Source organism: Candidatus Tisiphia endosymbiont of Ptychoptera albimana, assembly GCF_964026605.1.
GTDB lineage: Bacteria > Pseudomonadota > Alphaproteobacteria > Rickettsiales > Rickettsiaceae > Tisiphia.
This window is the reverse complement of sequence record NZ_OZ032164.1, coordinates 860,757-883,169: the sequence shown is the minus strand read 5'-3', so window position 1 is coordinate 883,169 and position 22,413 is coordinate 860,757. Positions and strand designations below refer to the sequence as shown.

Here is a 22,413-nt window from a genome sequence, read left to right as displayed (position 1 = left end):
GAAAAATCCTATATATTACTTAACAAAAACTTGAAAATTAGTTTACCACTTTTCAAGTTTTTAGGTAAAAAGGTAAAAATTGAGTAGCAAAATTGAAGTAAAGGCTTCGATTTTGCTACAAAACAATAATAGATATCTTTGACAAACTCTACTTTTGTTGGTAACTTATTCGTGCTATCGGTGCTCTGCTCCTCACATACATCATCGTCCGCTGCGGGTCAATATTCCGTGGCTTCTTTAAATTCCTCAGCATAAGTGAGTTTGCCAAAGTCTAATCAATATCAAGTTTTACCGTTTTTCTCTCCTTTATTGTCAAGAGCTGTTCCAAGTATGTCTCCTAGACTAGCAGCACTATCAGCAGAACCATATTCTTTGATAGCTTTTTCTCTCTTTTCTATTTCAAGTGCTTTTATTGACAAAGTAACTTTACGAGATGCCTTATCAATGGTAATGATTTTTGCATCAATTCTGTCATTAGGGACAAATCTTTCAGTTTTTTGATCAGCTTTTTCACTAGAAAGATCAGCTTTTTTGATGAAGCCCGGTATTTTGTCGTCTAAAATAACTTCTATCCCATCATCTTTAACTTCAGTAACTGAGCAAGTAACGACCATATTTTTTTTGTACATGCCAAATTCATCTTGCTGGGGGTCAAAGCTTAGTTGTTTAATACCTAAGCTTATACGTTCCTTTTCAATATCAATTGATAAGACTTTACACTCTATTTGATCATTCTTTTTATATGTTTTTAACAGCTCAGTACCATTGCCTTCCCAACTTATATCTGTTTCATGAATCATACCATCAATGTTGTCATCAAGTGCTACAAACATACCAAAGTCAGTGATATTTCGTATTGGTGCTTTAATTATACTACCTATTGCATGACTATGTGCAAACCCAATAATTGGGTTATCTTGACACTGTTTAATACTTAGAGATATTCTATGTTTATCGGTATCAACTTCTAGAATTGTGAATTGAACTTCTTGACCAATAGTAAGCATTTTCTTAGGATGTTGATTTGATTTTACCCAACTAATTTCACTTGAATGAACGAGCCCTTCAATACCATCTTTTAATTCAATAAATACCCCATAATCAGCAATATTTGTTACTTTGCCAGTCATTATTTTGCCAACTGGGAATTCTTCTTTTATACTTTGCCATGGATTATGATCAAGTTGCTTCATACCAAGTGAAATTCTCTTAGTTTCTTCATTAAATTTTATAACTATAACTCTAACCTTTTGATCTAGAGATAAAACTTCAGAAGGGTGATTTATTCTGCTCCATGAAATATCAGTAACGTGCAATAGACCGTCTACATTACCTGAATTACCTAAAGCAATAAACGCACCGTAATCAGTGATATTTTTTACTGTACCATCTAATATTATTCCTTCCTTAATTTTCGATAACATTTCGTCTCTAGCCTCAGATCTTGATTCCTCAAGTATAGCTCTTCTAGAAACTACGATATTACCAAGTTTCTTATCCATCTTTAAAATTTGGAATGGCTGCTTGATACCCATTAACGAAGCAATATCTTTTATTGGTCTAACATCTACCTGACTTCCAGGTAAGAAGGCAACAACCCCTGATACGTCAACAGTAAATCCACCTTTAACACGTCCGAATATTACACCATCAACAAACTGTTTATTGGCACATGCAATTTCTAAATGTCCCCATGATTCTTCTCTAATGGCCTTTTCACGACTTAATATAGTTCTACCGTTACGTCCTTCAATTTTCTCAATATATACATCAACTATCTCGCCAACTTCTGGTAAAGGTTGATTACTAACTAGAGCAAATTCTTCTATAGGAACTCTGCCTTCATTCTTTAATCCAACATCAACTATGATAATGCCTTTAGCAATCCCTACTACTTGACCTTTGACAACAGTACCTTCTTTTACGTGACTAGTACTTACGGCTTCAAGCATTTGTGCAAAATCTTCGTGAGATTGAATGCTAATTTCAGCAAGCTGAGAAACAAATTTTTTCTTAAATTTTTGCATATTATTCTCTAATACTAGTTGTGCCGTCTAGTATAAAAATTATAGTTAATTGACTTGAATTTACATAAGCAAGTTGTTCTTTGCCTTAAGTAATCAAATTCAACTAAATTAACTATGAATGGTTAATAAAATGTAGATAAAACAACCTATGGCACATAAAATATGTTGATGTTACCTAACTGAAATAAACTCCATGATCTTATCAATCACTTCTTTTGGTGATAGATAAGAAGTATCAATTTCTAAAGCTCCTTGTGGGGGAAGAGTTGGAGCAATATCACGCTCTATATCCCGTTTGTCTCTTATTTTTAGTTGTTCCAAAACTGTATCAAATATATATTCTCCTCCTTTTTCTTGCAACTCTTTATATCTTCTCTTTGCTCTAATAACAATATCTGCTCTGATAAAAATCTTTAAGTCAGCATTTGGGGTCACTACTGTTCCAATATCTCTACCTTCCATTATAATTCTAGGAGTTGTTTTTATTAATTTTCCTAGATATTTTCCTAGGTTATTTCTTACTTCCGGTATAATAGCAATTTTTGATGCTACATTACCTACAATCTCACTATCAAGTTCTGAATTTTGTACATATTCCGTAGATTTGGATAATTCAATTATTCCATTTATGTCAGTAAGATCAATTTTTTGGTTTATACAAGAAATAGCAAGGCTTCTATATACAATACTTGATTGAAAGTAAGTAAGCTTAAGTTTTTGTGCTAACATTTGACCAATTGTACTCTTACCCGATGCTGCTGGACCATCCAGTGCCACTACAAAATTATTGCTAATATTAAAAGCTTGAGATTTTAAGGTCATTTACTTAATAATTTTATGCTGAATTCTAGCTGAATATTTAAAATAATGCAAATAAAACTTGAAATTGAAGCTATTATGGATTAGACATGTTACTATGAAAACTTAATATATATTTCAAATGATTTGAAGAATTGGGACAACAAACAAGGGGTAACCGGACTAGGCGTACATTTGCTACGTGAGTACGCGATAGACTCTGCAAGTATTTGAAAAAGCAATTCTTTAAAGCAGAAGAGTATACTTTGTTGTTTTAAGTATAAAATTAAATCAGAAAAGCAAGGGCGGTTAGCTCAGTTGGTTAGAGCATTACGTTGACATCGTAAAGGTCGGTGGTTCGAGTCCACTATCGCCCACCAAACTTTTATTATATATTAACATCAATTTGTATTTAGGTTGTTTTTGGCGACAGGACCTAAATACAAATTGATGTTAAATATTGTTAAAAAAAGATCTAGGTGGTATTAGTGGTCAGGTATTTTTGTGTTATACTGTTGTTAGTTGCTAACTTCAATAGTTATGCCATAGAAACTATAGTTATAGAGCGAGGACATGTTGATCCAATACCGATAGCCATTAATAAATTTGATGCAGATGATAGTGCGAATAGTGTAATTGGTGCTGATATAATTAGTGTAATATCTAATGATCTAAAGATTTCCGGCATGTTCCACCCAATTTCTACTGCTTCTTTTATAGAACAAATTGTGGGGATAAAACATAAGCCTCTTTTTGCTGCTTGGCGACACATTAATGCTAATCTTCTGATTAATGGTGAAGTTGTAAAGCTCTCTTCTAGTAAGCTAAAGGTTAGTTTTATATTATGGGATGCAAGCTTAGAAAAAGATCTTATAGGTGAGGTTTTTGAAATACCCACACATTTATGGCGTAGAGTAGCACATAAAATAGCTGATAAAATTTATGAGAAAATTACTGGAGATTTAGGTTATTTTGATACAAAAATAGTATATGTGTCAGAGAGTGGACCTTATCTAAAACGAGTAAAGAAAATAGCTATGATGGATCATGATGGTGCTAATCATAAATATCTGTCAGATGGTAAAAATTTGGTTCTTACTCCAAGATTTTCACCACAAGCAGATAAAATCATGTATCTATCCTATATTCACAAGCAGAAACCACATGTTTATGTTCGTGATCTTAAAACAGGTAAGGAAAGATTGGTTGGTAATTTTCCTGGTATGTCCTTTGCTCCAAGATTCTCACCCCAAGGAAACAAAGCTATAATGTCGATAGCAAGAAAGGGAGCTACGCATATTTTTGAAATTGATCTGAATAATATGGCGACTAACCAGTTGACCCATGGTGTTGGTATTAATACCTCTCCTAGCTATTCACCTGATGGCAGTAAAATAGTTTTTAATTCTGATCGAAGTGGAACAAGACAATTATATATTATGAATTCTGATGGTTCAAATATTGAACGTATAAGTTTTGGTGGAGGAGTTTATGCTGCACCAAGTTGGTCGCCTAGAGGAGATTACATAGCGTTTACAAAAATATCTCAAGGTGAAGGTTTTACAATTGGGGTCATGAAAGCCTTTGCCTATGGTGAGAATACTGAAAGAATTATAACTAGTGGATATCTAGTTGAAAGTCCATGCTGGTCACCCAATGGTAGGATAATTATGTTTGCTAAAGGCTGGCCTCCTAGAAACAAAACAGCAGGTAAAAATCGTATATATTCCATTGATTTGACTGGTTATAATGAAAGAGAGATTCTCACCCCTCAAGATGCTTCTGATCCTGAGTGGTCAAGAATGTTAAATTGACTAGGTTCTTATATCTTAAAAACATATTATAACCTTGATATAAGAATTATTAATTCTTATATCGATACTTGCTTTATTATAAGGAAAAATGCACTCTTGAAGCGGCTGACGCGAGTGCATTTTAACTTTTTTCATCATTCAATATGTGATTTTAATAATTAAAATCACATATTGAATGGAGTATTATATTTTAACAATCAGGTGGGCAGCCGCTTCAAACCTGATTGTTTCTATATATAATACTGAATTCGATGTAACTTGTTACATCGAATTCAGGTTATAATACCATTTCCCAAAACTAAATTGCTACTCGGAGTACGAGTGTCGGCTACCTTCGCGTACAACTAGTACGTGAGGAGCGGAGATCATGAAGTACGACGATATGATGATTAGTTTTCGGAAATGGTATTATAAGAACCTAGGGCTAACCTATTGCCGGTATAGCTCAGCTGGCAGAGCGACGCATTCGTAACGCGTAGGTCGGGGGTTCAATTCCCTCTATCGGCACCATAAATATTATATCTTTTTGGCAAACTCGCTTATGCTGAGGAATTTAAAGAAGCCATGGAATCTCGACCCGCAGTGAACGATGATGTACGTGAGGAACAACAGTAGCTGGTATCACGTACAAATTACTGCATAGTACCTTACATTTTTCTATAATCGTCATAGCAAGGCTCTTTAGATGCCGGGGCGATCTAGGTAAACAGCGAAGCTGTTTTTTTAGAGTAACGCTTCGCGTATCCTAGATTGCCACGTCGGCGATTTCATCGCCTCCTCGTAATGACGGTCAGAACCCTTCTTAATAGTGGTTACATAAAAAATGTAGGGTACTATGAAATTACCGATAGAAGTAGAGTTTGCCGAAGATATCTATTGTAATACAATAACATCACCTTATACGATATATACAATTCGACTTTCAAGCTGTTGGATTATCTAAGCTAAAAACCTTTTTATTATCATCATAGGAGAAGATTTCTGCATATCTTCCTAAACCTATTATAGACTTTAAAGTTATAGTGGCATCTTCACTAGATAATGTATCCTCAAGCTGTGTCTTAAAACGCGAAAGAGGTGCTTTATGATCTAAACGTTGATGTAAAATTTTACAAATGTAGGATGCAAGGGGAATATTGTCAAGTAAATGCTGAGCAAGCATTTTTTTTCTATCTTCTAAACTACTTGTGAAAAAAAGCTTGCCATGTTTATTTAATTTTATACTCTCAGAAGTAACATTAGCAAAATTTAATATTTGCAAAGCTCCAACAATATGTAAAATTTCCCCCATATTGTTAATATGAAAAATCTTAGATAATTCTGATAAATTTGCAGAACCTTTGTATGGCGATGCAGAAAGTGCCTCAATGCTACCGATCAGTTCATTTACCGACAAATGAATTTTTTGATCGATGTTGCCAACAATAGCTTTCTGTTTATTACTAACAGGCAAAGGTGGTTTTTCATAGGCTGATACCATGAGAGCATAAATTTTATCTACCATAGTACGAAATTCCATACTTTGAACATCACGTAAACGAGGGAGGGTAATTGCTAATTCTGATACAATACGCCCAGGATTAGATGAAAGTATTAACACTTTGTCAGCCATAGTTACTGCTTCTTCAATCGAATGAGTTACCAATACCACCGACTGCATTTGAGTTTTTCCACTACTCCACAGATCAAGAAAGTCATTCTTTAAGGTATTAGCAGTTAGAACATCAAGAGCGGAAAAAGCTTCATCCATAAGTAAAATTTCTGGTCTGAGAACTAATGCTCTAGCAAAACCTACTCGTTGCTTCATGCCACCTGATAATTCTTTTGGATATGCTGACTCAAAACCATCAAGTCCTATCATATCTATGGCCTCTAATGCACGTTTGCGACGTTCATACTCAGAAATATTGAAACTTTTTAAACCTAGCTCAACATTCTCAAAAACAGTCAACCATGGAAAAAGTGCAAATGTTTGGAAAATCATACTAATATCACAACGATCACGAAAAGCAGGTTTTTTATTTAGTATTACTTTACCTTTAACTGGTTTTGTAAAACCTGCGATAATTCTTAGTAATGTTGATTTCCCAGATCCAGATTTTCCCAGTATCGCAACTATCTCATTAGGTTTTAGTTTTAGAGTAACATTATCTAGTATCTTTTGCGTACTATGATCATCTTTTGTAAAACTTTGTGTAATTGATATTAATTCAAGTAAATTATTATTCATAGGTATTACTCTTTTTGTAAAATGGTCAACTTGAATGATAAAAAAAGTTAAAATGCACTCTCGTCAGCCGCTTCAAGAATGCATTTTTCTGAATATTTTAGCCAGTTTTGGATTAAAATTAAAAATTTTAATCCAAAACTGAAGTTAACTAATGATAATAAAGTAAATATTCTTTGCTAAATCCATTACAATTGTGCTACATTCCGTAGTGCATTTCTCAATTACTATAAAATCATAGTTTTGAGATAACCTAACGTAAGAAAATTATTGATGGAATTAATTTCTTTGATTATTAATTATTTTCTAATAATCTAAAATATAGTATAATTTACAAGAAAATTAAGTAAAAATGTTTAACATTGCATCAAAAGATAAACAACTAGATAGAACTACAGTATCTAGTGTTTTTTATAAATTAGGACAAAAAGAAAAAAAAGAAAAGACTAGAATTAGTGAGTTATTAGTTGATTTTCATGAAAACGGTCTTCTATTAACGATACTTTTTTTTGCAATACCAGTTGCAATTCCGCTGCCATATCCTCCAGGTTTTACTACTATAGTAGGTATTCCTTTGATGATTCTATCTATGCAGATGTTGCTTGGCTTTAGACAAGTTTCTTTACCATCCAAAATTAATAACTATCAAATTAGCAATGATATACTTATTAATATAAGTGACAAGATTGTACCAAAGATTAAATTTGTAGAAAAATATATACGACCAAGATTTAGTTTCGCAGCCTCTATATATTGTGAACAATTTATTGGTTTAATATCGCTGATTTGCTCTATTGCTATATCAATACCTTTACCTCTAACTAACGCTGTACCTGCACTGGGCATTACAATAATGGCATTAGGTCTTTTAAACCGAGATGGATTAACTATAGTTCTTGGATTTATTACCTCTATAGTTGGACTTATTATAGCTTTTATAGCAATCTCTGCTAGCTGGATTAGTATTAAATATTTATTTAATCTATTCTTCTGATATAATAAATATTAAATTTGTACAAAAGGTGAAAGCCGCTACTATAGAATCTTTTTCAAATGAAACAAAAATTATATCAAGGCTCAAGTAAAGCTCTTTATCAGTCACAAGAAGATTTTGCTTTTATTATGGCGTTTACTGACAAAATTACTTTAGAAAACGGAGAGATTTTTGATATTTCGGGTAAAGGGGTGCTGAATAATAATATTTCGTCCTTCATAATGAGCAGACTTGATATGGTAGGAATAGATAACCACCTAATTGAAAAAATTAACATGCGTGAGCAATTAATACAATCTGTAGATATTTTCCCCGTTCAAATATTAGTTTCTACAGTAGCTTGCGGTAGGTTTGTAAAAGAATTCTCTATGGAAGAAGGATACGTATTTGATCATCCAATTATCGATTTTAGAGTTAGAAGTAGTGAGTTAAAGCATCCTATAATTAATGAACACCAAATACTAAATTTTGGTTGGTTAAGTAAACAAGAAATTGATGAAGTAAAACATAAAGCCATAAGAACATACGATTTTTTAAGTGGATTATTTACAGGTATTGGTATAAGGCTTGTTGAATGCAAACTAGAATTTGGCAGAGTGTTTAATGGTGAGGAATTTATGGTAATGTTGGCTGATGAAATTAGCCCGGATAATTGTCGTTTATGGAATATGAATAATAATGAGAAACTTGGAGCAGAAATGATTGCCAGTGATCCAGAAAAAGCTCTGAAATCTTATCAGGCAATAGCTGATTTATTAAAAGATAGAACTTTTTAAGTACACTCAAATGCTTTGAAGAATTGGATTTGAAAATGAATGGTGAGCATGCAAATCCATGATATTTTCAAAAAACAATTTGTAGGAGCAGAAGAGTGTATATAGTATACCTAAAACCTTCTCTAGGAAGAAAAAATAAATTGTAAACATGCTTAGTGCTACAAATTTTTGGTGTATAATAAAATGAAAATAATTAGTTACCTGAAGTCTTTTTTTTTATTTGAAATAATCTCAGGGCTTAGTCTAACTTTGAAGTATTTCTTCAAACCTAAAGTAACTATAAATTATCCCTATGAGAAGGGAAGGATAAGCCCAAGATTTAAAGGTGAGCATGCATTAAGGCGTTACGCTAATGGTGAGGAACGTTGTATTGCTTGTAAGCTTTGTGAAGCAATTTGTCCGGCTCAAGCTATTATTATTGAAGCAGAAGAAAGAGAAGATGGTAGTAGGCGTACCACTAGGTACGATATTGATATGACTAAATGCATTTATTGTGGTTTATGTCAGGAGGCGTGTCCAGTTGATGCTATAGTGGAAGGTCCTAATTTTGAATTTGCTACTATTACCCATGAAGAATTGCTTTATGACAAAGAAAAATTGCTGAAAAATGGTGATATGTGGGAACAAGAACTAGCAATTAAGCTACATGATGATTATAAATATAGATAATTATGGAGATATTTTTTTATTTATTTGCGGGGTTAATGGTTATAAGTAGTTGTTTGGTAGTCATCAGTAAAAACCCTGTTTATTCTGTCTTATGGTTGATCTTTACTTTCTGTAACGGTTCGGGGCTAATGGTTTTGCTAGGGGCAGAATTTTTAGCAATGATATTGATTGTTATATATGTTGGGGCAGTAGCAGTATTATTTTTGTTTGTTATCATGATGCTGAATATTCGTTTTACCGATATTATTGTGCAATTTAAAAGAAACTTATTTATAAGTATTGCTGTTGCACTTATTATGTTTGCTGATCTTGTCTTGATAATTTGGTTAGGTACTAAAAATATAATTTTAGATAATAGCCAATTTGAGATAAAATCAGGTATCACTAATACTCATGCTATTGGGAAAATACTATATACCGATTATATTTTACCTTTTCAAATTTCGGGTATTATTCTGTTTGTGGCAATGATATCTTGTATTACCTTAACTATTCGGCATCGTAGTGGAGTTAAAAGACAGGATATTGCTAAGCAGCATGCTAAAAATAAAGATAACTCCATATTAATGGTCAAACCACATTTAAATGAGGGAATAGAAGGACTCAAATATGATTAGTACTATTACTTTGGAACATTATTTAACTTTATCGGCTCTCATTTTTAGTATAGGGATGGTTGGTTTGTTTATGCATCGTAAGAATGTTATAACAATTCTTATGTCGATTGAATTGATGCTGTTGGCTGTAAACATCAATTTTGTGGCATTCTCTACTTATGCACATGAGATGTCTGGACAAATTTTTAGTATAATAATTTTAACAATAGCAGCTGCTGAAACCACAATAGGACTTGCAATATTACTAGTTTATTTTAGAAATAAAGGCTCAATAGAAGTGGGTGATATAAATCAGATGAAGGGCTAATTGATATGATAGCTTCGGCAGCAACACTTACAGTAATGTTACCTTTAATCTCTAGTATGATCAATGGTTTGTTTTGTCAGTGTTTTAGCAAGAAGCAAGCAGCTTTTATTGCCACTATTGCAATAAGTTTATCGGCAATATTAGCTAGCTTGATATTTTATAATGTAGCAGTACACAAAGTCGTTATTCATCTAATTTTAGCAAAATGGCTAGTGGTTGGTGAGATCAACATAAATTGGGCAATTTATGTTGATCAGCTGACTGCTATTATGTTCATAGTGGTTACTTGGATTTCAGCTGTAGTACATATTTATTCTCTTGGCTATATGGCGGATGATGATGGATTACCTAAATTTCTATCATTTCTATCATTATTCACTTTCTTTATGCTAGCTTTGGTATCAGCAGATAATTTTGTACAATTATTTTTTGGTTGGGAAGGTGTTGGCCTATGTTCGTACTTATTAATTGGCTTTTGGTATCAAAAAGAATCAGCGAATAAAGCAGCAATTAAAGCCTTTATAGTAAATAGGGTAGGAGATTTTGCTTTTATACTTGGGATTATTACCATTATTGTTTATTTTGGTGTAGTTGATTTTGCTAGTGTATTTGGTAAAGCAAAGTCATTATCTAATATACAATTAAGTATATTAGGTTTTAAAGCAACAATAATTGATATTGTATGTTTGCTATTATTCTTGGGCTGCATGGGCAAGTCGGCTCAAATTGGCTTGCATATATGGCTACCAGATGCCATGGAAGGCCCAACTCCAGTTTCAGCACTTATTCACGCTGCAACTATGGTAACAGCTGGGGTCTTTTTAGTAGCTAGATGTTCTTATTTATTTGAATATAGTATAGGGGTATTGCACTTTATTGCCATTATTGGTGGTATTACATGTATATTTGCCGCAACTATTGCCATAGTTCAAGATGATATAAAAAAAATTATTGCCTATTCTACTTGTAGCCAACTTGGTTATATGTTTCTTGCTTGTGGTGTGTCAGCTTATAATGCTGGTATTTTTCATTTAGTCACTCATGCATTTTTTAAAGCTTTATTATTTTTATCAGCTGGTAATGTAATTCACGCTTGTCATGAGCAAAATATTTTTAAGATTGGTGGTTTGAAAGATAAGATGCCAATTACTTATTGTAATTTTTTAATTGGATCACTGGCACTCATAGGTATTTATCCTTTAGCAGGATTTTATTCAAAAGATGCTATTTTAGAGCTAGCATATAGTAGCGGTGGTATCGGTACTATCGTGTTTATTCTTGGAATTCTTGCTGCAGTCCTGACTGCCATTTATTCTATGAAAATTATCTTATTAGTATTTCATGGAAAAACTAGACTAACTATTGACATCAATCATGTCCATGAATCATCCCATATCATGAATGGACCACTTAGTCTTTTAGTGGCAGGTAGTTTTTTTGCAGGAATGATAGGTTATTATATATTGTTTTTTGACAAACCAAATGGTTATTTCCTTGATAGTATATTTAACATTCATATTTACCAAATACTAGCAATTCATCCTCCTCTTTATATAAAATTATTACCAATGGTTTTGGGACTAATAGGTATTGTTTTGGGGCTTTATTTTTATAGAAGAATCAAAGAAAAAATAAAAATAGGATTTATAGAAAAGCTGTTGGTACATAAATATTATTTTGATGAGGTTTATGACTTTGTGATAGTAAGATTAGTAACTAACTTAAGTAAGTTATGCAATTTGATGGATCAAAGAGTGATAGATAGATTTGGTCCAAATAGCTTTGCCAAAACGGTAAATTACTTTGGTTTTCTAGTGAGTAGATCGCAGACAGGTTACGTATTTAATTACACTTTATATATAGTTTTATGTATAGTTGTTTATATTACTTTCTTTATAATAGGAATATTGCGAACTGATTCTTTTTGGTAAGTTTGAAGAAGGGATAGCCATGATTTTTCCATACAAAATTATTGATCTCACACACACACTCTTGATGAACAAATTCCTTCATGGAGTGGAGGCTGTGGGTTTAATATTGAGATTAAATTGGATTATTCTGACTGTCTACAAAATGAAGAATTTCGCGTGCAGCAGTTCAAAATGCATGCCGGGATTGGTACACATATGGATGCACCCGCACACTGTATTCCAAGTAGTACTACCATTGATCAAATACCATTATCGCAGCTGGTTGCTCCTTGTGTTGTTATTGATGTATCAAGCTTTTGTCATGAGCGTTATAGTCTAAGCCTAACGGACATTGAACATTTTGAAGAACAATACGGGATGATTAATGAGGGAAGTTTTGTGATGATCAAAACAGGATGGGAAAAGTTTTGGGGTAATCCAAAAAAGTATAGCAATAATCACATTTTTCCTTCTATATCAATTGAAGCAGCGGAGATACTGACAAAACGAGGTGTGTGCGGACTTGGTATTGACACTTTGTCACCAGACAGGCCAGTAGATGGATTTCCCGTCCATAAATTGTTTTTGAGCAATGGCAAATATATTGTTGAAAATGTTGCTAATTTGGCAAATCTACCTATAACAGGAAGCTATATCTTAGCTCTGCCAATTAAGGTAAGAGGGGCAACAGAAGCTCCGATAAGGCTTATTGGCTTAATAAAAGAAGAAACAAATTTAAATTTTTGAGGCTATAATGAAAAAACTTATTTTATATTTAAGCATTGGGTTATTGTTTAATACATCCTCACTGGCAGATACCAAATGCTTTTTGGCTAAAGAAAATGATAAAATTATCAAACAAGAAGGTGATTGTGCATCACGCTATGCACCTTGCTCAACGTTCAAAATTGCCATTAGTTTGATGGGATATGAAGAAGGATTGTTAGTTGACGAGACTCATCCTGAGTTACCATTTAAAGAAGGTTATGTAGATTGGCTTGACAGGTGGAAACAACCCCACAATCCAACAACATGGATGCAAAATAGTTGTGTTTGGTATTCTCAAGTTTTGACGCAAAAGCTTGGGATGAGTAAATTCAAAGACTATGTTGTAAAATTTAACTATGGGAATCAAAATGTTTCAGGCGATAAAGGTAAAAACAATGGATTAACGAATTCATGGCTATCAAGTTCATTGGAAATCTCACCTGAAGAGCAAAGTGTGTTCTTACAGAATCTTATTGATAACAAATTACCAATAAGTCTTAAATCTCATAAAATGACAAAAAATATACTCTTTGTGGAGGAACTACCAAACGGCTGGAAACTTTATGGGAAAACAGGCAACGGTTCTCAGCTTAATAAAAATAGGACGAAGAAGTTAGACCTCCAGCAAGGGTGGTTTGTTGGTTGGATTCAAAGAGATAATAGGACTATTGTATTTGTGAACCATATTACAGATGACAGTAAGCAAGACACTTATGCAAGCCTACGTGCTAAAGCAGAAGCAAAAGAAAAATTACTACATTTGATTAAAGACTGAGCAAAAATGATTTGAAAAATTAGGTTTCGTGAAGATTTTGTTTTTATGAGTAACTCTCTATACTCGAATGATCCTACAAATTAGAGTCGAAAATGAGGGGCAAGCGAACTAGGTGTACATTTAGTATATGAGTACGCGAGTTCCTGATATTTTCAAAAAACAATTCTTCAAAGCATTCGAGTATACTCTTCCAATTAATTTTCAGGTTGGGTAGTATTAGGCACAGGATCATATCCACCTTGACAGAAAGGATTACACCTAATTATTCTCTTAATAAATAACCATAATCCTTTAATATTACCATGCATTATTATTGCTGATCTAGCATATTCTGAACATGATGGATTAAAACGACAATTATCACCAAGTAGGGGGGAAATAAAGAATTGATAAAATCTAATAAGTATGAGTAACAAATTAAAGCGATGTTTCATTTTGATCATGGTTAGCTCAAAATAGAGTATAATCAAATAATTTAAAGAATTGTTTTTTAAAAATATCATGGGTTTGCATGCTCACCATTCATTTTCAAATCCAATTCTTCAAATCATTTGAGTATATTACTTACTTTGCAGTTTTTGGTTTTGAGTCTTTACGTCCATTGCAGGCAGATTTTAGTTTTTCACCAGCAGAGAACTTAGGTTGAACGTAAGCTTCAATTTTAAGAGGCTGACCAGTTCTAGGATTTTTGCCAGCTCTAGCTGCTACTTTACTAGAGTAAAACTTACCAAAGCCAATCAGTATTACGTCTTTACCTTCAGCAAGAATAGAAGTAACTGCATTGGTAAATGTATTTATAATCTTTTCAGCTTCAACTTTAGTACAATTTTGTTGGTTTGCTATATAATCAATGAATTCACCTTTGTGCATAAATTTTTCCTTTAAGTGAGTTAGTTTAATTTAATTCAGCTAATGATAGCTTGTCTATCAGGTAAAGATATAGATATAGATGTTGTAAATCAATAATTATTAGCTATTAAAGTTATCTATATTATAAAATATTTTCACTTTACGTTTCTTTTTGATATTATTAACACATATCTCTATTTGTTGTTACTGGCTGTCAAGCATCATCATATAAGCATTCAAGCAGGGCAGTTTAAAAGTCACAGCTAATGATAGAAAAGTTTGTTTTTTAAAATGCATAAATGTCATTGCGAAGAGCCGCAAAGCGGCGACGCGGCAATCCAATAAATGTGGATTGCCACGACCACTACGTGGTCTCGTAATGATGTCTTGTACTTTTCTGCAATTTTTAAATTGCCATAGGGGTTATGCGTAAGGTGTGAGTAACTAATACTTCAATAGACTTCTTTCGAAACTCTACTTCTGCTGGTGATTTGTACGTCGATGCGGTACTCGAATCCTCACGTACATTAGAGTACGCTGCGGTTCTGCGTTCCGCGTCTCCTTCAAATCCCTCAGCACAAGCGAGTTTCGAAAGAGGTCTAATACTTCTTGTAGCACTTTAAACTCGATAATCTCAAGGCAAGTTTACACCAAAAAGGTATAAGCTAAAGTAAGAAAGGTAAAAAATGCAAATGAATCAGTTATGGTGGTTAAGAATACACCTGAGCCAGTGGCGGGATCAATATTTAAATAATGTAGAGTAATTGGTATTACTGAGCCAAAAAGACCAGCTATGAGAAACGTTAGGATAACGGCTATGGAGAAAATCAAGCTAAGATTTGGATCAGAAAGCATTGCTAAGCTTAATAGTGCCCCAACTAAGGCCAATATAGAGCCGTTAAATCCGCATACAGCTATTTCTTTAAGAATCACTCTCAGCACATTATTATGGTGAATATCTTTGTTGGCAAGTGCTCTAACTGTCACTGTCATGGCTTGTGTGCCGGCATTCCCTCCCATAGAAGCAACAATAGGCATAATAGCTGCTAGTGTTATAAGTTTTGAGATTGTAATACTAAACTGGTTAATAATTATCGATGTCATACAAGCAGTAATTAAATTGACAAATAACCAAGGGAATCTGTGTCTCACAGTATAAAATAGATTGTAAAATGTATCTTGAGTATGAACGCCACCGAGTGACATTATATCTTTTTCGGTTTGTTGTTCAATGATGTAAAGCATACTATCTATTGAAACGGTACCTATTAACTTGCCGCTTTTATTCACCACTGGTACAATTGTTAGAGCATATTGTTTAAAAATAAAACTTAACTCACTTAAATTAGTGAATACATCGGTAATTTTAAATTCAGGATTCATAAGATCTTTTACTAACTTATCCCCTTTATGCTTCAGTAAAGTGCTTAGAAGTATACTACCTATAGGTCGGTATTTACTGTCGAGTACAATAGCAGCATGAAAATCTTGTGTTATATGTTTGTGTCTAATAAAATCTATAGCCGTGGCTACTGTCCAATCTTCTTGAAATGACACAAAATTTCTTTCGATTACCCTACCAACAGTATCTTCTGGGTAAGTACAGCCTTCTATAATTTGCTGTCTTTTTTCTGCTTTGAGATTATTTAAGATCATTTCTTTTGTTAGATCATCAAGATCCTCGATAACTTCAACAGCATCTTCTATAGCAAGTTGATTAATTAGCTGTACACTTTTCTGTACACCTAAAATTTGCATTATAAGTGGTTTACTGTTCACGCTAAGCTGTACTAAAGTTTCAGGCTTTAGTGTATCCTGTAACAAAGGAAGAATTGTTTTATAAGTTTTCTGATTTATATTATCTAAAACATCTGCAAGATCTGCATAGTGAAGATTACTCATAATCTCTATTGCTTTGCCAAATTCATCATTATTCAGAAGATTATTAATGTGCTCAAATGTTTCGTCAAATTGGTTTTGATGAACCGACAACATATTTTTTGATTGATTTTGCATAACTCCTCGTTTGAGTATACTGCTATGATTTCAAGAGTTAGTACGAAGGTCAACTTCAAGAAGAGCTAGGCAGTAGCAAAGTCGAGCAGCAGAGCATACATGAGTAACGGAGCAGCTTCGATTTTTAGATACGACGACCTTAATTCTTGAAGTTCACCGAGTATACTCAAATGATTTGAGTATATATACTGAATTTTCTAAAAGTACCCTCAATAGCCAAGAAGGGTGAGTCACTTGTATTCTAACATGTTAGGTTTTATAAGACAACTAAGTTGAGAGTATATAGAAAACTGGTGCGGTCGAGAAGACTTGAACTTCCACTCTGTTAAGAACAGCCCCCTCAAAGCTGCGCGTCTACCAATTTCGCCACGACCGCAATTAATAATAAGTTTTTAATAAAATTATTCCTGTAGCCTAAATAATTTTGGTTAATCCAAATAGTGTATATAACAAATTATTCTACTAATATCAATATATATACTCGAATGATCCTACGAATTGGATTTGAAAATACACGAGCATCCGTAATGGAAGTCAATAAGAAAATAATAACTTACCATAAATTTTCATTGCAAGAAGAATTATTTTTGACAATAAAGTGCATAAAAGCTAGTAATTTACGCATAACAGCAACAAGAGCAACTTTTTCTGGTTTATGTTTAGCAATTAAGTGGTCATAAAAATTACGTAAACGCTTATTACATCGTAAGGCAGCTACTGCAGGCATATAAAGAACTCTTCGAAGATTACCTCTACCTGCAAAAATACTTCTTCTACCTTTATAACTACCGCTTTTTCTAGCAAAAGGAGCAAAACCTACTAAAGATGTTAACTGCCTAAAAGTAATATTACCAAGTTCTAGTGCTTCACATATTACAGTGCTAGCAAGAGTAATGCCATTATTATAGTGTTTATAAGTATTGAAGATTTGGTTGAACGATAGCAAGAAAATTATAATATCGAAAATTAACAAATCTTGGTTGTAACAATATCACGGTTCTATAAACAAATTAGAATTAGAAGGGAGAAAAGAGATATTTGGTAAAAATATAGCCTGAGATCAAAGAGATGTTGATTATCAAAATTGTATCGCATACGAGTAGAATATTGTTTATATTATGAAAAATAATTAATTTTTTTATTAAAATAAGTTGACTATTATTTTAGAATTGATTCTAATTAAAGTATGGCAACATAAATCAACCTAATAGCATGGCAAAATATAAAATGGTTGATGATTTTGATGATGGGGATAAAGGTAACGGGAAAGAAGAAGACAAGGTAAGTCTCGATCTGTTTAAGAGTGCAGTTTAGGAATATTTAAGAAGGATGCTACACGAGTCTATACTGATGTTTCTTCAGAGGTAGGGCAATGGGTTAATGCTATTAAGGCAATCACCACAAAATATCCTAACAAGGATGAAGAAATTTCTGTGTCTGCTTCAAGTTGGGCTGATAGACAATTAGAATAGCATTGTCAACAATTTCACTCATATCAGGGAGCATCTTCTTCCCAGCATAATGCTTCGTACGAAACTTGTCCTGATACGTCTGACTCGGAAGCAGATACCGTACTAGCTGGAAACTCCATATGTGTTATGAAATTATGTAGTATCAAACCCTAAAATTATAGTCCCATATGTCAAATTGACATGTGGGGTTTTTAAAACAGTTATATATAATTATAATTCTAGATAATATATAAGTGAGATTTAAACAACTATGAGCAAATTTGTACAAGCAGATGGTAGAGTTATATATACTCAAACCAATCTAACTAAACAACAAAAAGAAGCTATTGGATTACTCTCAATTGGCACGTTCTTAGAGTATTTTGACCTAATGCTTTATGTACATATGGCTGTTTTACTCAATAGTCTGTTTTTTCCCCAAAATGATCCAGATTCTGCCTCTTTTTTTACTGCAATTGCATATAGTATCACTTTTGTTTTTAGACCATTTGGAGCATTGCTGTTTGGGTGGATAGGAGACACTATTGGTCGAAAAATAACTATCATTGTTACAACCTTTATGATGGCAGCCTCGTGTTTTGTTATGGCTACCTTGCCAACTTATGAACAAATTGGAATTACGGCTTCGTGGATTATTAGTATATGTCGTGCAGTACAAGGTATATCTTCCTTAGGTGAGAGGGTGGGAGCAGAGTTATATTTAATGGAAATAACAAAACCACCAATACAATATCCAGTTGTAACGTTGATTACGGTTTGTGCCTCCTTGGGGTCAATGGTTGCATTAGGTTTTGGTTTTTTAATTACTAACTATGGATTTAATTGGCGTTATCTTTTTTGGTTTGGGATGATAATTGCCACTATAGGTACAGTTGCTAGAACTAACTTAAGAGAAGCACAAGAATTTGCTAATGCAAAATTGCGATTAAAAACATTTTTTGATAACCACTTTATTGACAGAAAAATATTAAAAGGTGATCAGATTTTAGAAGAGAAAGTACAGAAAAAAACAGTATTCTATTATTTTTTAATTCAATGTGCTGGTCCAGTACCAACATATTTTGTGTATTTTTATTGTGGTAATATACTTAGGAATTCTTTTGGTTATGGCATTGGAGATATTATTTATCATAACTTTCTTATTTCGATAATACAGCTATTCACTACGCTATTATTAGCATATTTAAGTTATAGAATATACCCTTTAAAGATTATTAAAGTCAGGTGGGTAATTTTCTCTACTTTTATAATATTTTGCCCTTATTTTCTTTATAGGGTCAGCACTCCTATACATTTATTTATAATACAACTATTGATCGTGTTATTTGCACCTGACTCAGCTCCAGCTAGTGCAATTTTTTATAAATATTTCCCTATTTTTAAACGCTTTACTTATAGTAGTATTGTATACGCCTTAGCACATGCCACAATTTCTATTGTTACATCTTTTGGTTTTATATATTGTACAAAATATATGGGGCAGATAGGAATACTATGTATTATGTTGCCTATAGTAATAAGTTATGGATTTGGGATATTTTACTTTGCAAAGTTGGAGAATATAACTGTAACTAATAGTTATTAGTTTTATAATAATTATGTATTACTTTAGAACATAATTCTGCAAAATTTTGCTCAATTGTTGGTGTATTAAAATACATACTAAGGCTCATAAACCTACTAAGGGTTTCTATTATAATTTTTTTTGCTTTCTCCGGTGATTTAGTTTCTAGAGTTTGTATATTATGAGTTCGATCAAATAATTTAATCAATGCCACATCATATTTTTCTTGTTGAAGTAATATATCTAATGTTTCCGCCGAGCTAATCTTTCCGTGAGGCTTGTTCCTGCTTAAGTCTTCTACTTGACTAGCAACCTGCTCCCCAAAGATGTAGGCAATCATCTTTTCGGTAAGTTCTGTATCTTCGATGGTATCATGTAGTATGCTGGTAACAATAATGTCAGTGCGGAAAAGATAATCAGAAATCATATATGCTACCTCTAGTGGATGGGAGTAATAAGGCTCGCCTGACTGCCGCATTTGGCTACCATGATATTTCTTGGCGTAATATATTACTTTTTTGACTTCGTTAATATCTATTGGTCGATTTACTTCCTCATTCATCTTACGTAATTTGTCCAGTAACCTAGTAGCATATTGACAAGGTGCATACTTTGAGTTGTTCCAATAATTAATCTCTTCTTCTTCCATAAAAAACCCTAAATATTTTTATATTCAATTTATAGGTTAAACTAAAATATAAATTATTACTAAAGATTTTTTATCTATTTTTACAAAAGATGAATATTTTTGCATTTTGTTGTTGTATAAATAGACAGCTACTTCCTTTATATTCACATATCCTATAAATCGTTGTGTAAACTGTAAATGACTAGACAAAAAAGTACCAGTAAAATTTATATTGTTATAGAACTCTTGCTAGAAAAAACTAGAGTAATATTTTAATAAGGTTGCCTTGGTGTAAATTGTTATATATTTATTATTTATTTCAGAGTATTAATAGTTTATTTTCTAATTTTACCTATACACCTGAGTTCGATATAGGAGATCAGTTTAATAGTCTCGGTGCGCTGCTACGGCGGGGACTAAAAATAGCCTGAAAGGCTATTAAGTATCATGGATTCCTGCTTTTAGTTAGGAATGACATCACTTTTGCAGGGGGAATAATTATTCTTATATTGAACTCAGGTTCAGGTTATACTAAATCTAAAATGAGAATGTAATATATTGCCTGAATTAAAATTTGACGAAAAGCAGTTGCTTTTGCTCAGCAGAATTAAAGAGTTTGCTAAACAAATTGAAGATAAGTCGTTTTTTAGATTCTTTAATAGCAGTTTATTAGCAAAAAAAGCTATATATTTATATGGTAATGTAGGTAATGGTAAAACTGTATTAATGCAACATTTTTTCCAAATATTGCAAATTAAGAAATTAATGGTACATTACCAAAACTTTATGCAATCGGTACATAAAGATATTTATCAGTTGCAAGATAAATCACAATCTAAAAATAATATTATCAAAAGAATTGCTGCAAATTATGCAAAGCAGGCGGAAGTAATATGCATAGATGAGTTTGAAATTAAAGACATAACTGATGCTATGATAATAGGGCCGCTGCTCCTTGAACTCATAAGACATAAGGTATTTATCTTCATTACTAGTAATATAGAGCCAAAAGATTTGTATAAAGATGGTTTACAAAGAAATTCTTTTTTGCCAATAATTAAAGAGATTTATCAAAAGTTTGAAGTTATGCATTTGGATAGTGAGCATGATTATCGATTAGATAAAATTATACACATGACTAATAGACGCATAATATACCCCATTAATGAAGATAATAAGCTTGAGATACAGAATATTATTAGCAAGTTAAATAGTAATAACCGATTAGTTTCTAAGGATATTCTAGTTTTTGGACGTAAAATATCTTTTAAAATGGCTAGTGAAAAAGTATTAGTAACAGATTTTGAAGAGCTATTTGTAAGAGAATTAGGTTATGTTGATTATGTAAATATTTGCCAAAAATTTTCTATCATAATAGTAGAAAATATTCATATAATAAGTTCTGATAACACAGACTTAGCTGTTAGGTTTATTAATTTTGTTGATAATGCTTATTTTTATAAGGTTGTATTATTCATGACATTACAAGATGAACCTATAAAAATATATCAGAATGGTTTTCGCAAAGGTGAATTTAACAGAACTATTTCAAGATTATATGAGATGAATAGTGATAGCTATGTCAATTAAAAAGGGTAAATTTATTACGTTTGAGGGTGGAGAAGGATGCGGTAAATCCACCCAAAGTAATATGTTATACCAGTATTTACTATCACAAAATATTTCAGCAGATTTAACACGTGAAGTAGGGGGGACTATTTCTGCGGAGAAGATGCGTGACATTTTAGTTAATCAAGATTTGCTACCTATGTCAGAATTGCTGCAAATCATGGCAGCACGTTATGAACATGTTCATAAAAGGATTATTCCTAAACTAGATTGTGGGATATCAGTTATTTGTGATAGGTTTGTAGATTCTACTGCTTGTTATCAAGGGCAAGATATAGGGATTGATTTAGTTTATGATCTTCATAAGTCTTTAATATCTGATGTGATGCCTGATATTACATTTTTTATTGATATAGATCCAAATATTGCCTTACCAAGGGCATTAGTGCGAGGGAATAATAACAAATTTGAAAGCAAAAATATTGAATTTCATCAAAAAGTCTATGACGGATTTCAATATATATCAGCTAAATTTCCAAATAGAATAGTAAAAATAAATGCCTCAACTCTTAGTGTACAAGAAATTCATGATATAATAGTTGCGATGCTCGTTACAAAGGTTTGGTGAATAAG

General features: G+C 32.6%; 20 protein-coding genes and 3 tRNA genes. 14 read left to right on the top strand and 9 right to left on the bottom strand.

Annotated elements, in window-relative coordinates:
- Nucleotides 1–281: 281 nt before the first annotated feature.
- On the bottom strand, nt 282–2,027 hold the full coding sequence (locus AAGD36_RS04160) for a 30S ribosomal protein S1 (RefSeq protein WP_341755057.1): 1,746 nt from the start codon (nt 2,025–2,027) through the stop codon (nt 282–284).
- A gap of 171 nt (nt 2,028–2,198) precedes the next feature.
- Nucleotides 2,199–2,849: a (d)CMP kinase gene (cmk, locus tag AAGD36_RS04155; protein WP_341755056.1), complete on the bottom strand. Its 651-nt coding sequence runs from the start codon at nt 2,847–2,849 to the stop codon at nt 2,199–2,201.
- 279 nt (nt 2,850–3,128) lie between these two features.
- Between cmk and AAGD36_RS04150 the strand changes: the two genes are divergently transcribed.
- The 3 genes from AAGD36_RS04150 to AAGD36_RS04140 all read left to right on the top strand — a co-directional run bounded on the left by AAGD36_RS04150 (nt 3,129) and on the right by AAGD36_RS04140 (nt 5,149).
- Nucleotides 3,129–3,205, top strand: a tRNA-Val gene (locus tag AAGD36_RS04150).
- A gap of 108 nt (nt 3,206–3,313) precedes the next feature.
- Entirely contained in the window at nt 3,314–4,639 is a 1,326-nt protein-coding gene (tolB, locus tag AAGD36_RS04145) for a Tol-Pal system beta propeller repeat protein TolB (RefSeq protein ID WP_410521224.1), read from the top strand.
- Nucleotides 4,640–5,073: 434 nt separating this feature from the next.
- Nucleotides 5,074–5,149 (top strand) — tRNA-Thr (locus tag AAGD36_RS04140).
- 412 nt (nt 5,150–5,561) lie between these two features.
- Here the strand turns inward: AAGD36_RS04140 and AAGD36_RS04135 are convergent.
- Nucleotides 5,562–6,869, bottom strand: a complete 1,308-nt coding sequence (locus AAGD36_RS04135) for a nitrate/sulfonate/bicarbonate ABC transporter ATP-binding protein (protein ID WP_341755054.1) — start codon at nt 6,867–6,869, stop codon at nt 5,562–5,564.
- A 349-nt stretch (nt 6,870–7,218) separates the two neighbouring features.
- Here AAGD36_RS04135 and AAGD36_RS04130 point away from each other — a divergent pair, with 349 nt between their 5' ends.
- The 8 genes from AAGD36_RS04130 (at nt 7,219) to blaOXA (ending at nt 13,682) form a co-directional block, all read left to right on the top strand.
- Nucleotides 7,219–7,860 (top strand): exopolysaccharide biosynthesis protein, encoded by a 642-nt coding sequence (locus AAGD36_RS04130; protein WP_341755053.1) that lies wholly within the window; start codon nt 7,219–7,221, stop codon nt 7,858–7,860.
- Nucleotides 7,861–7,919: 59 nt separating this feature from the next.
- The gene (locus AAGD36_RS04125; RefSeq protein ID WP_341747414.1) at nt 7,920–8,636 is read left to right on the top strand and encodes a phosphoribosylaminoimidazolesuccinocarboxamide synthase; all 717 of its coding nucleotides are present in this window, start codon (nt 7,920–7,922) and stop codon (nt 8,634–8,636) included.
- 189 nt (nt 8,637–8,825) lie between these two features.
- On the top strand, nt 8,826–9,305 hold the full coding sequence (gene nuoI, locus AAGD36_RS04120) for an NADH-quinone oxidoreductase subunit NuoI (RefSeq protein ID WP_341754835.1): 480 nt from the start codon (nt 8,826–8,828) through the stop codon (nt 9,303–9,305).
- A gap of 2 nt (nt 9,306–9,307) precedes the next feature.
- Nucleotides 9,308–9,922 (top strand): NADH-quinone oxidoreductase subunit J, encoded by a 615-nt coding sequence (locus tag AAGD36_RS04115; RefSeq protein WP_341755052.1) that lies wholly within the window; start codon nt 9,308–9,310, stop codon nt 9,920–9,922.
- On the top strand, nt 9,915–10,229 hold the full coding sequence (gene nuoK / locus AAGD36_RS04110) for an NADH-quinone oxidoreductase subunit NuoK (protein WP_341755051.1): 315 nt from the start codon (nt 9,915–9,917) through the stop codon (nt 10,227–10,229). Before AAGD36_RS04115 ends, nuoK begins: the two co-directional genes overlap by 8 nt.
- A gap of 5 nt (nt 10,230–10,234) precedes the next feature.
- Nucleotides 10,235–12,160, top strand: a complete 1,926-nt coding sequence (nuoL, locus tag AAGD36_RS04105) for an NADH-quinone oxidoreductase subunit L (protein ID WP_341755050.1) — start codon at nt 10,235–10,237, stop codon at nt 12,158–12,160.
- A gap of 72 nt (nt 12,161–12,232) precedes the next feature.
- Nucleotides 12,233–12,886, top strand: a complete 654-nt coding sequence (locus AAGD36_RS04100; RefSeq protein WP_341756000.1) for a cyclase family protein — start codon at nt 12,233–12,235, stop codon at nt 12,884–12,886.
- 7 nt (nt 12,887–12,893) lie between these two features.
- Entirely contained in the window at nt 12,894–13,682 is a 789-nt protein-coding gene (gene blaOXA / locus AAGD36_RS04095) for a class D beta-lactamase (protein WP_341755049.1), read from the top strand.
- Between the two features lie 194 nt (nt 13,683–13,876).
- Here blaOXA and yidD read toward each other — a convergent pair whose 3' ends face one another.
- From yidD to AAGD36_RS04065, 5 genes are all read right to left on the bottom strand, one after another.
- Nucleotides 13,877–14,116 carry a membrane protein insertion efficiency factor YidD gene (gene yidD, locus AAGD36_RS04090; RefSeq protein ID WP_341748468.1) on the bottom strand — a complete coding sequence of 80 codons (240 nt, stop codon included), beginning with the start codon at nt 14,114–14,116 and terminating at the stop codon, nt 13,877–13,879.
- Nucleotides 14,117–14,246: 130 nt separating this feature from the next.
- Nucleotides 14,247–14,552 carry an HU family DNA-binding protein gene (locus tag AAGD36_RS04085; RefSeq protein ID WP_341752074.1) on the bottom strand — a complete coding sequence of 102 codons (306 nt, stop codon included), beginning with the start codon at nt 14,550–14,552 and terminating at the stop codon, nt 14,247–14,249.
- 624 nt (nt 14,553–15,176) lie between these two features.
- Nucleotides 15,177–16,547, bottom strand: coding sequence for a magnesium transporter (gene mgtE / locus AAGD36_RS04075; RefSeq protein WP_341755048.1), 1,371 nt, complete (start codon nt 16,545–16,547; stop codon nt 15,177–15,179).
- A gap of 291 nt (nt 16,548–16,838) precedes the next feature.
- Nucleotides 16,839–16,923: transfer RNA gene (locus tag AAGD36_RS04070), tRNA-Leu, on the bottom strand.
- 177 nt (nt 16,924–17,100) lie between these two features.
- Entirely contained in the window at nt 17,101–17,520 is a 420-nt protein-coding gene (locus AAGD36_RS04065; protein ID WP_341755047.1) for a transposase, read from the bottom strand.
- A gap of 749 nt (nt 17,521–18,269) precedes the next feature.
- Here AAGD36_RS04065 and AAGD36_RS04060 point away from each other — a divergent pair.
- Nucleotides 18,270–19,604, top strand: coding sequence for an MFS transporter (locus AAGD36_RS04060; protein ID WP_341755046.1), 1,335 nt, complete (start codon nt 18,270–18,272; stop codon nt 19,602–19,604).
- On the opposite strand, the gene AAGD36_RS04055 is transcribed toward AAGD36_RS04060, so the two are convergent.
- Complete coding sequence (locus tag AAGD36_RS04055; RefSeq protein ID WP_341755045.1) at nt 19,591–20,232, bottom strand: HD domain-containing protein; 642 nt, start codon at nt 20,230–20,232, stop codon at nt 19,591–19,593. The two genes, AAGD36_RS04060 and AAGD36_RS04055, sit on opposite strands and share 14 nt — an antisense overlap.
- Nucleotides 20,233–20,769: 537 nt before the next feature.
- On the opposite strand from AAGD36_RS04055, the gene zapE reads away from it, so the two are divergent.
- Together zapE and tmk are read left to right on the top strand one after the other, a co-directional pair.
- Nucleotides 20,770–21,801: a cell division protein ZapE gene (gene zapE, locus AAGD36_RS04050; protein ID WP_341755044.1), complete on the top strand. Its 1,032-nt coding sequence runs from the start codon at nt 20,770–20,772 to the stop codon at nt 21,799–21,801.
- A complete protein-coding gene (tmk, locus tag AAGD36_RS04045; protein WP_341747428.1) occupies nt 21,791–22,408 on the top strand; it encodes a dTMP kinase in 618 nt (205 codons plus the stop codon). The genes zapE and tmk overlap by 11 nt, the downstream gene beginning before the upstream one ends.
- Nucleotides 22,409–22,413: the final 5 nt, after the last annotated feature.

Excerpts from the sequence above, each read along its gene's own strand:
- cmk (WP_341755056.1), bottom strand. The coding sequence starts at position 2,849 with ATGACCTTAAAATCTCAAGCTTTTAATATTAGCAATAATTTTGTAGTG.
- AAGD36_RS04135 (WP_341755054.1), bottom strand. The coding sequence starts at position 6,869 with ATGAATAATAATTTACTTGAATTAATATCAATTACACAAAGTTTTACA.
- yidD (WP_341748468.1), bottom strand. The coding sequence starts at position 14,116 with ATGAAACATCGCTTTAATTTGTTACTCATACTTATTAGATTTTATCAA.
- AAGD36_RS04060 (WP_341755046.1), top strand. The coding sequence starts at position 18,270 with ATGAGCAAATTTGTACAAGCAGATGGTAGAGTTATATATACTCAAACC.
- AAGD36_RS04085 (WP_341752074.1), bottom strand. The coding sequence starts at position 14,552 with ATGCACAAAGGTGAATTCATTGATTATATAGCAAACCAACAAAATTGT.
- AAGD36_RS04125 (WP_341747414.1), top strand. The coding sequence starts at position 7,920 with ATGAAACAAAAATTATATCAAGGCTCAAGTAAAGCTCTTTATCAGTCA.
- nuoK (WP_341755051.1), top strand. The coding sequence starts at position 9,915 with ATGATTAGTACTATTACTTTGGAACATTATTTAACTTTATCGGCTCTC.
- AAGD36_RS04115 (WP_341755052.1), top strand. The coding sequence starts at position 9,308 with ATGGAGATATTTTTTTATTTATTTGCGGGGTTAATGGTTATAAGTAGT.
- mgtE (WP_341755048.1), bottom strand. The coding sequence starts at position 16,547 with ATGCAAAATCAATCAAAAAATATGTTGTCGGTTCATCAAAACCAATTT.
- AAGD36_RS04160 (WP_341755057.1), bottom strand. The coding sequence starts at position 2,027 with ATGCAAAAATTTAAGAAAAAATTTGTTTCTCAGCTTGCTGAAATTAGC.
- blaOXA (WP_341755049.1), top strand. The coding sequence starts at position 12,894 with ATGAAAAAACTTATTTTATATTTAAGCATTGGGTTATTGTTTAATACA.
- tmk (WP_341747428.1), top strand. The coding sequence starts at position 21,791 with ATGTCAATTAAAAAGGGTAAATTTATTACGTTTGAGGGTGGAGAAGGA.
- AAGD36_RS04055 (WP_341755045.1), bottom strand. The coding sequence starts at position 20,232 with ATGGAAGAAGAAGAGATTAATTATTGGAACAACTCAAAGTATGCACCT.
- AAGD36_RS04130 (WP_341755053.1), top strand. The coding sequence starts at position 7,219 with ATGTTTAACATTGCATCAAAAGATAAACAACTAGATAGAACTACAGTA.
- nuoL (WP_341755050.1), top strand. The coding sequence starts at position 10,235 with ATGATAGCTTCGGCAGCAACACTTACAGTAATGTTACCTTTAATCTCT.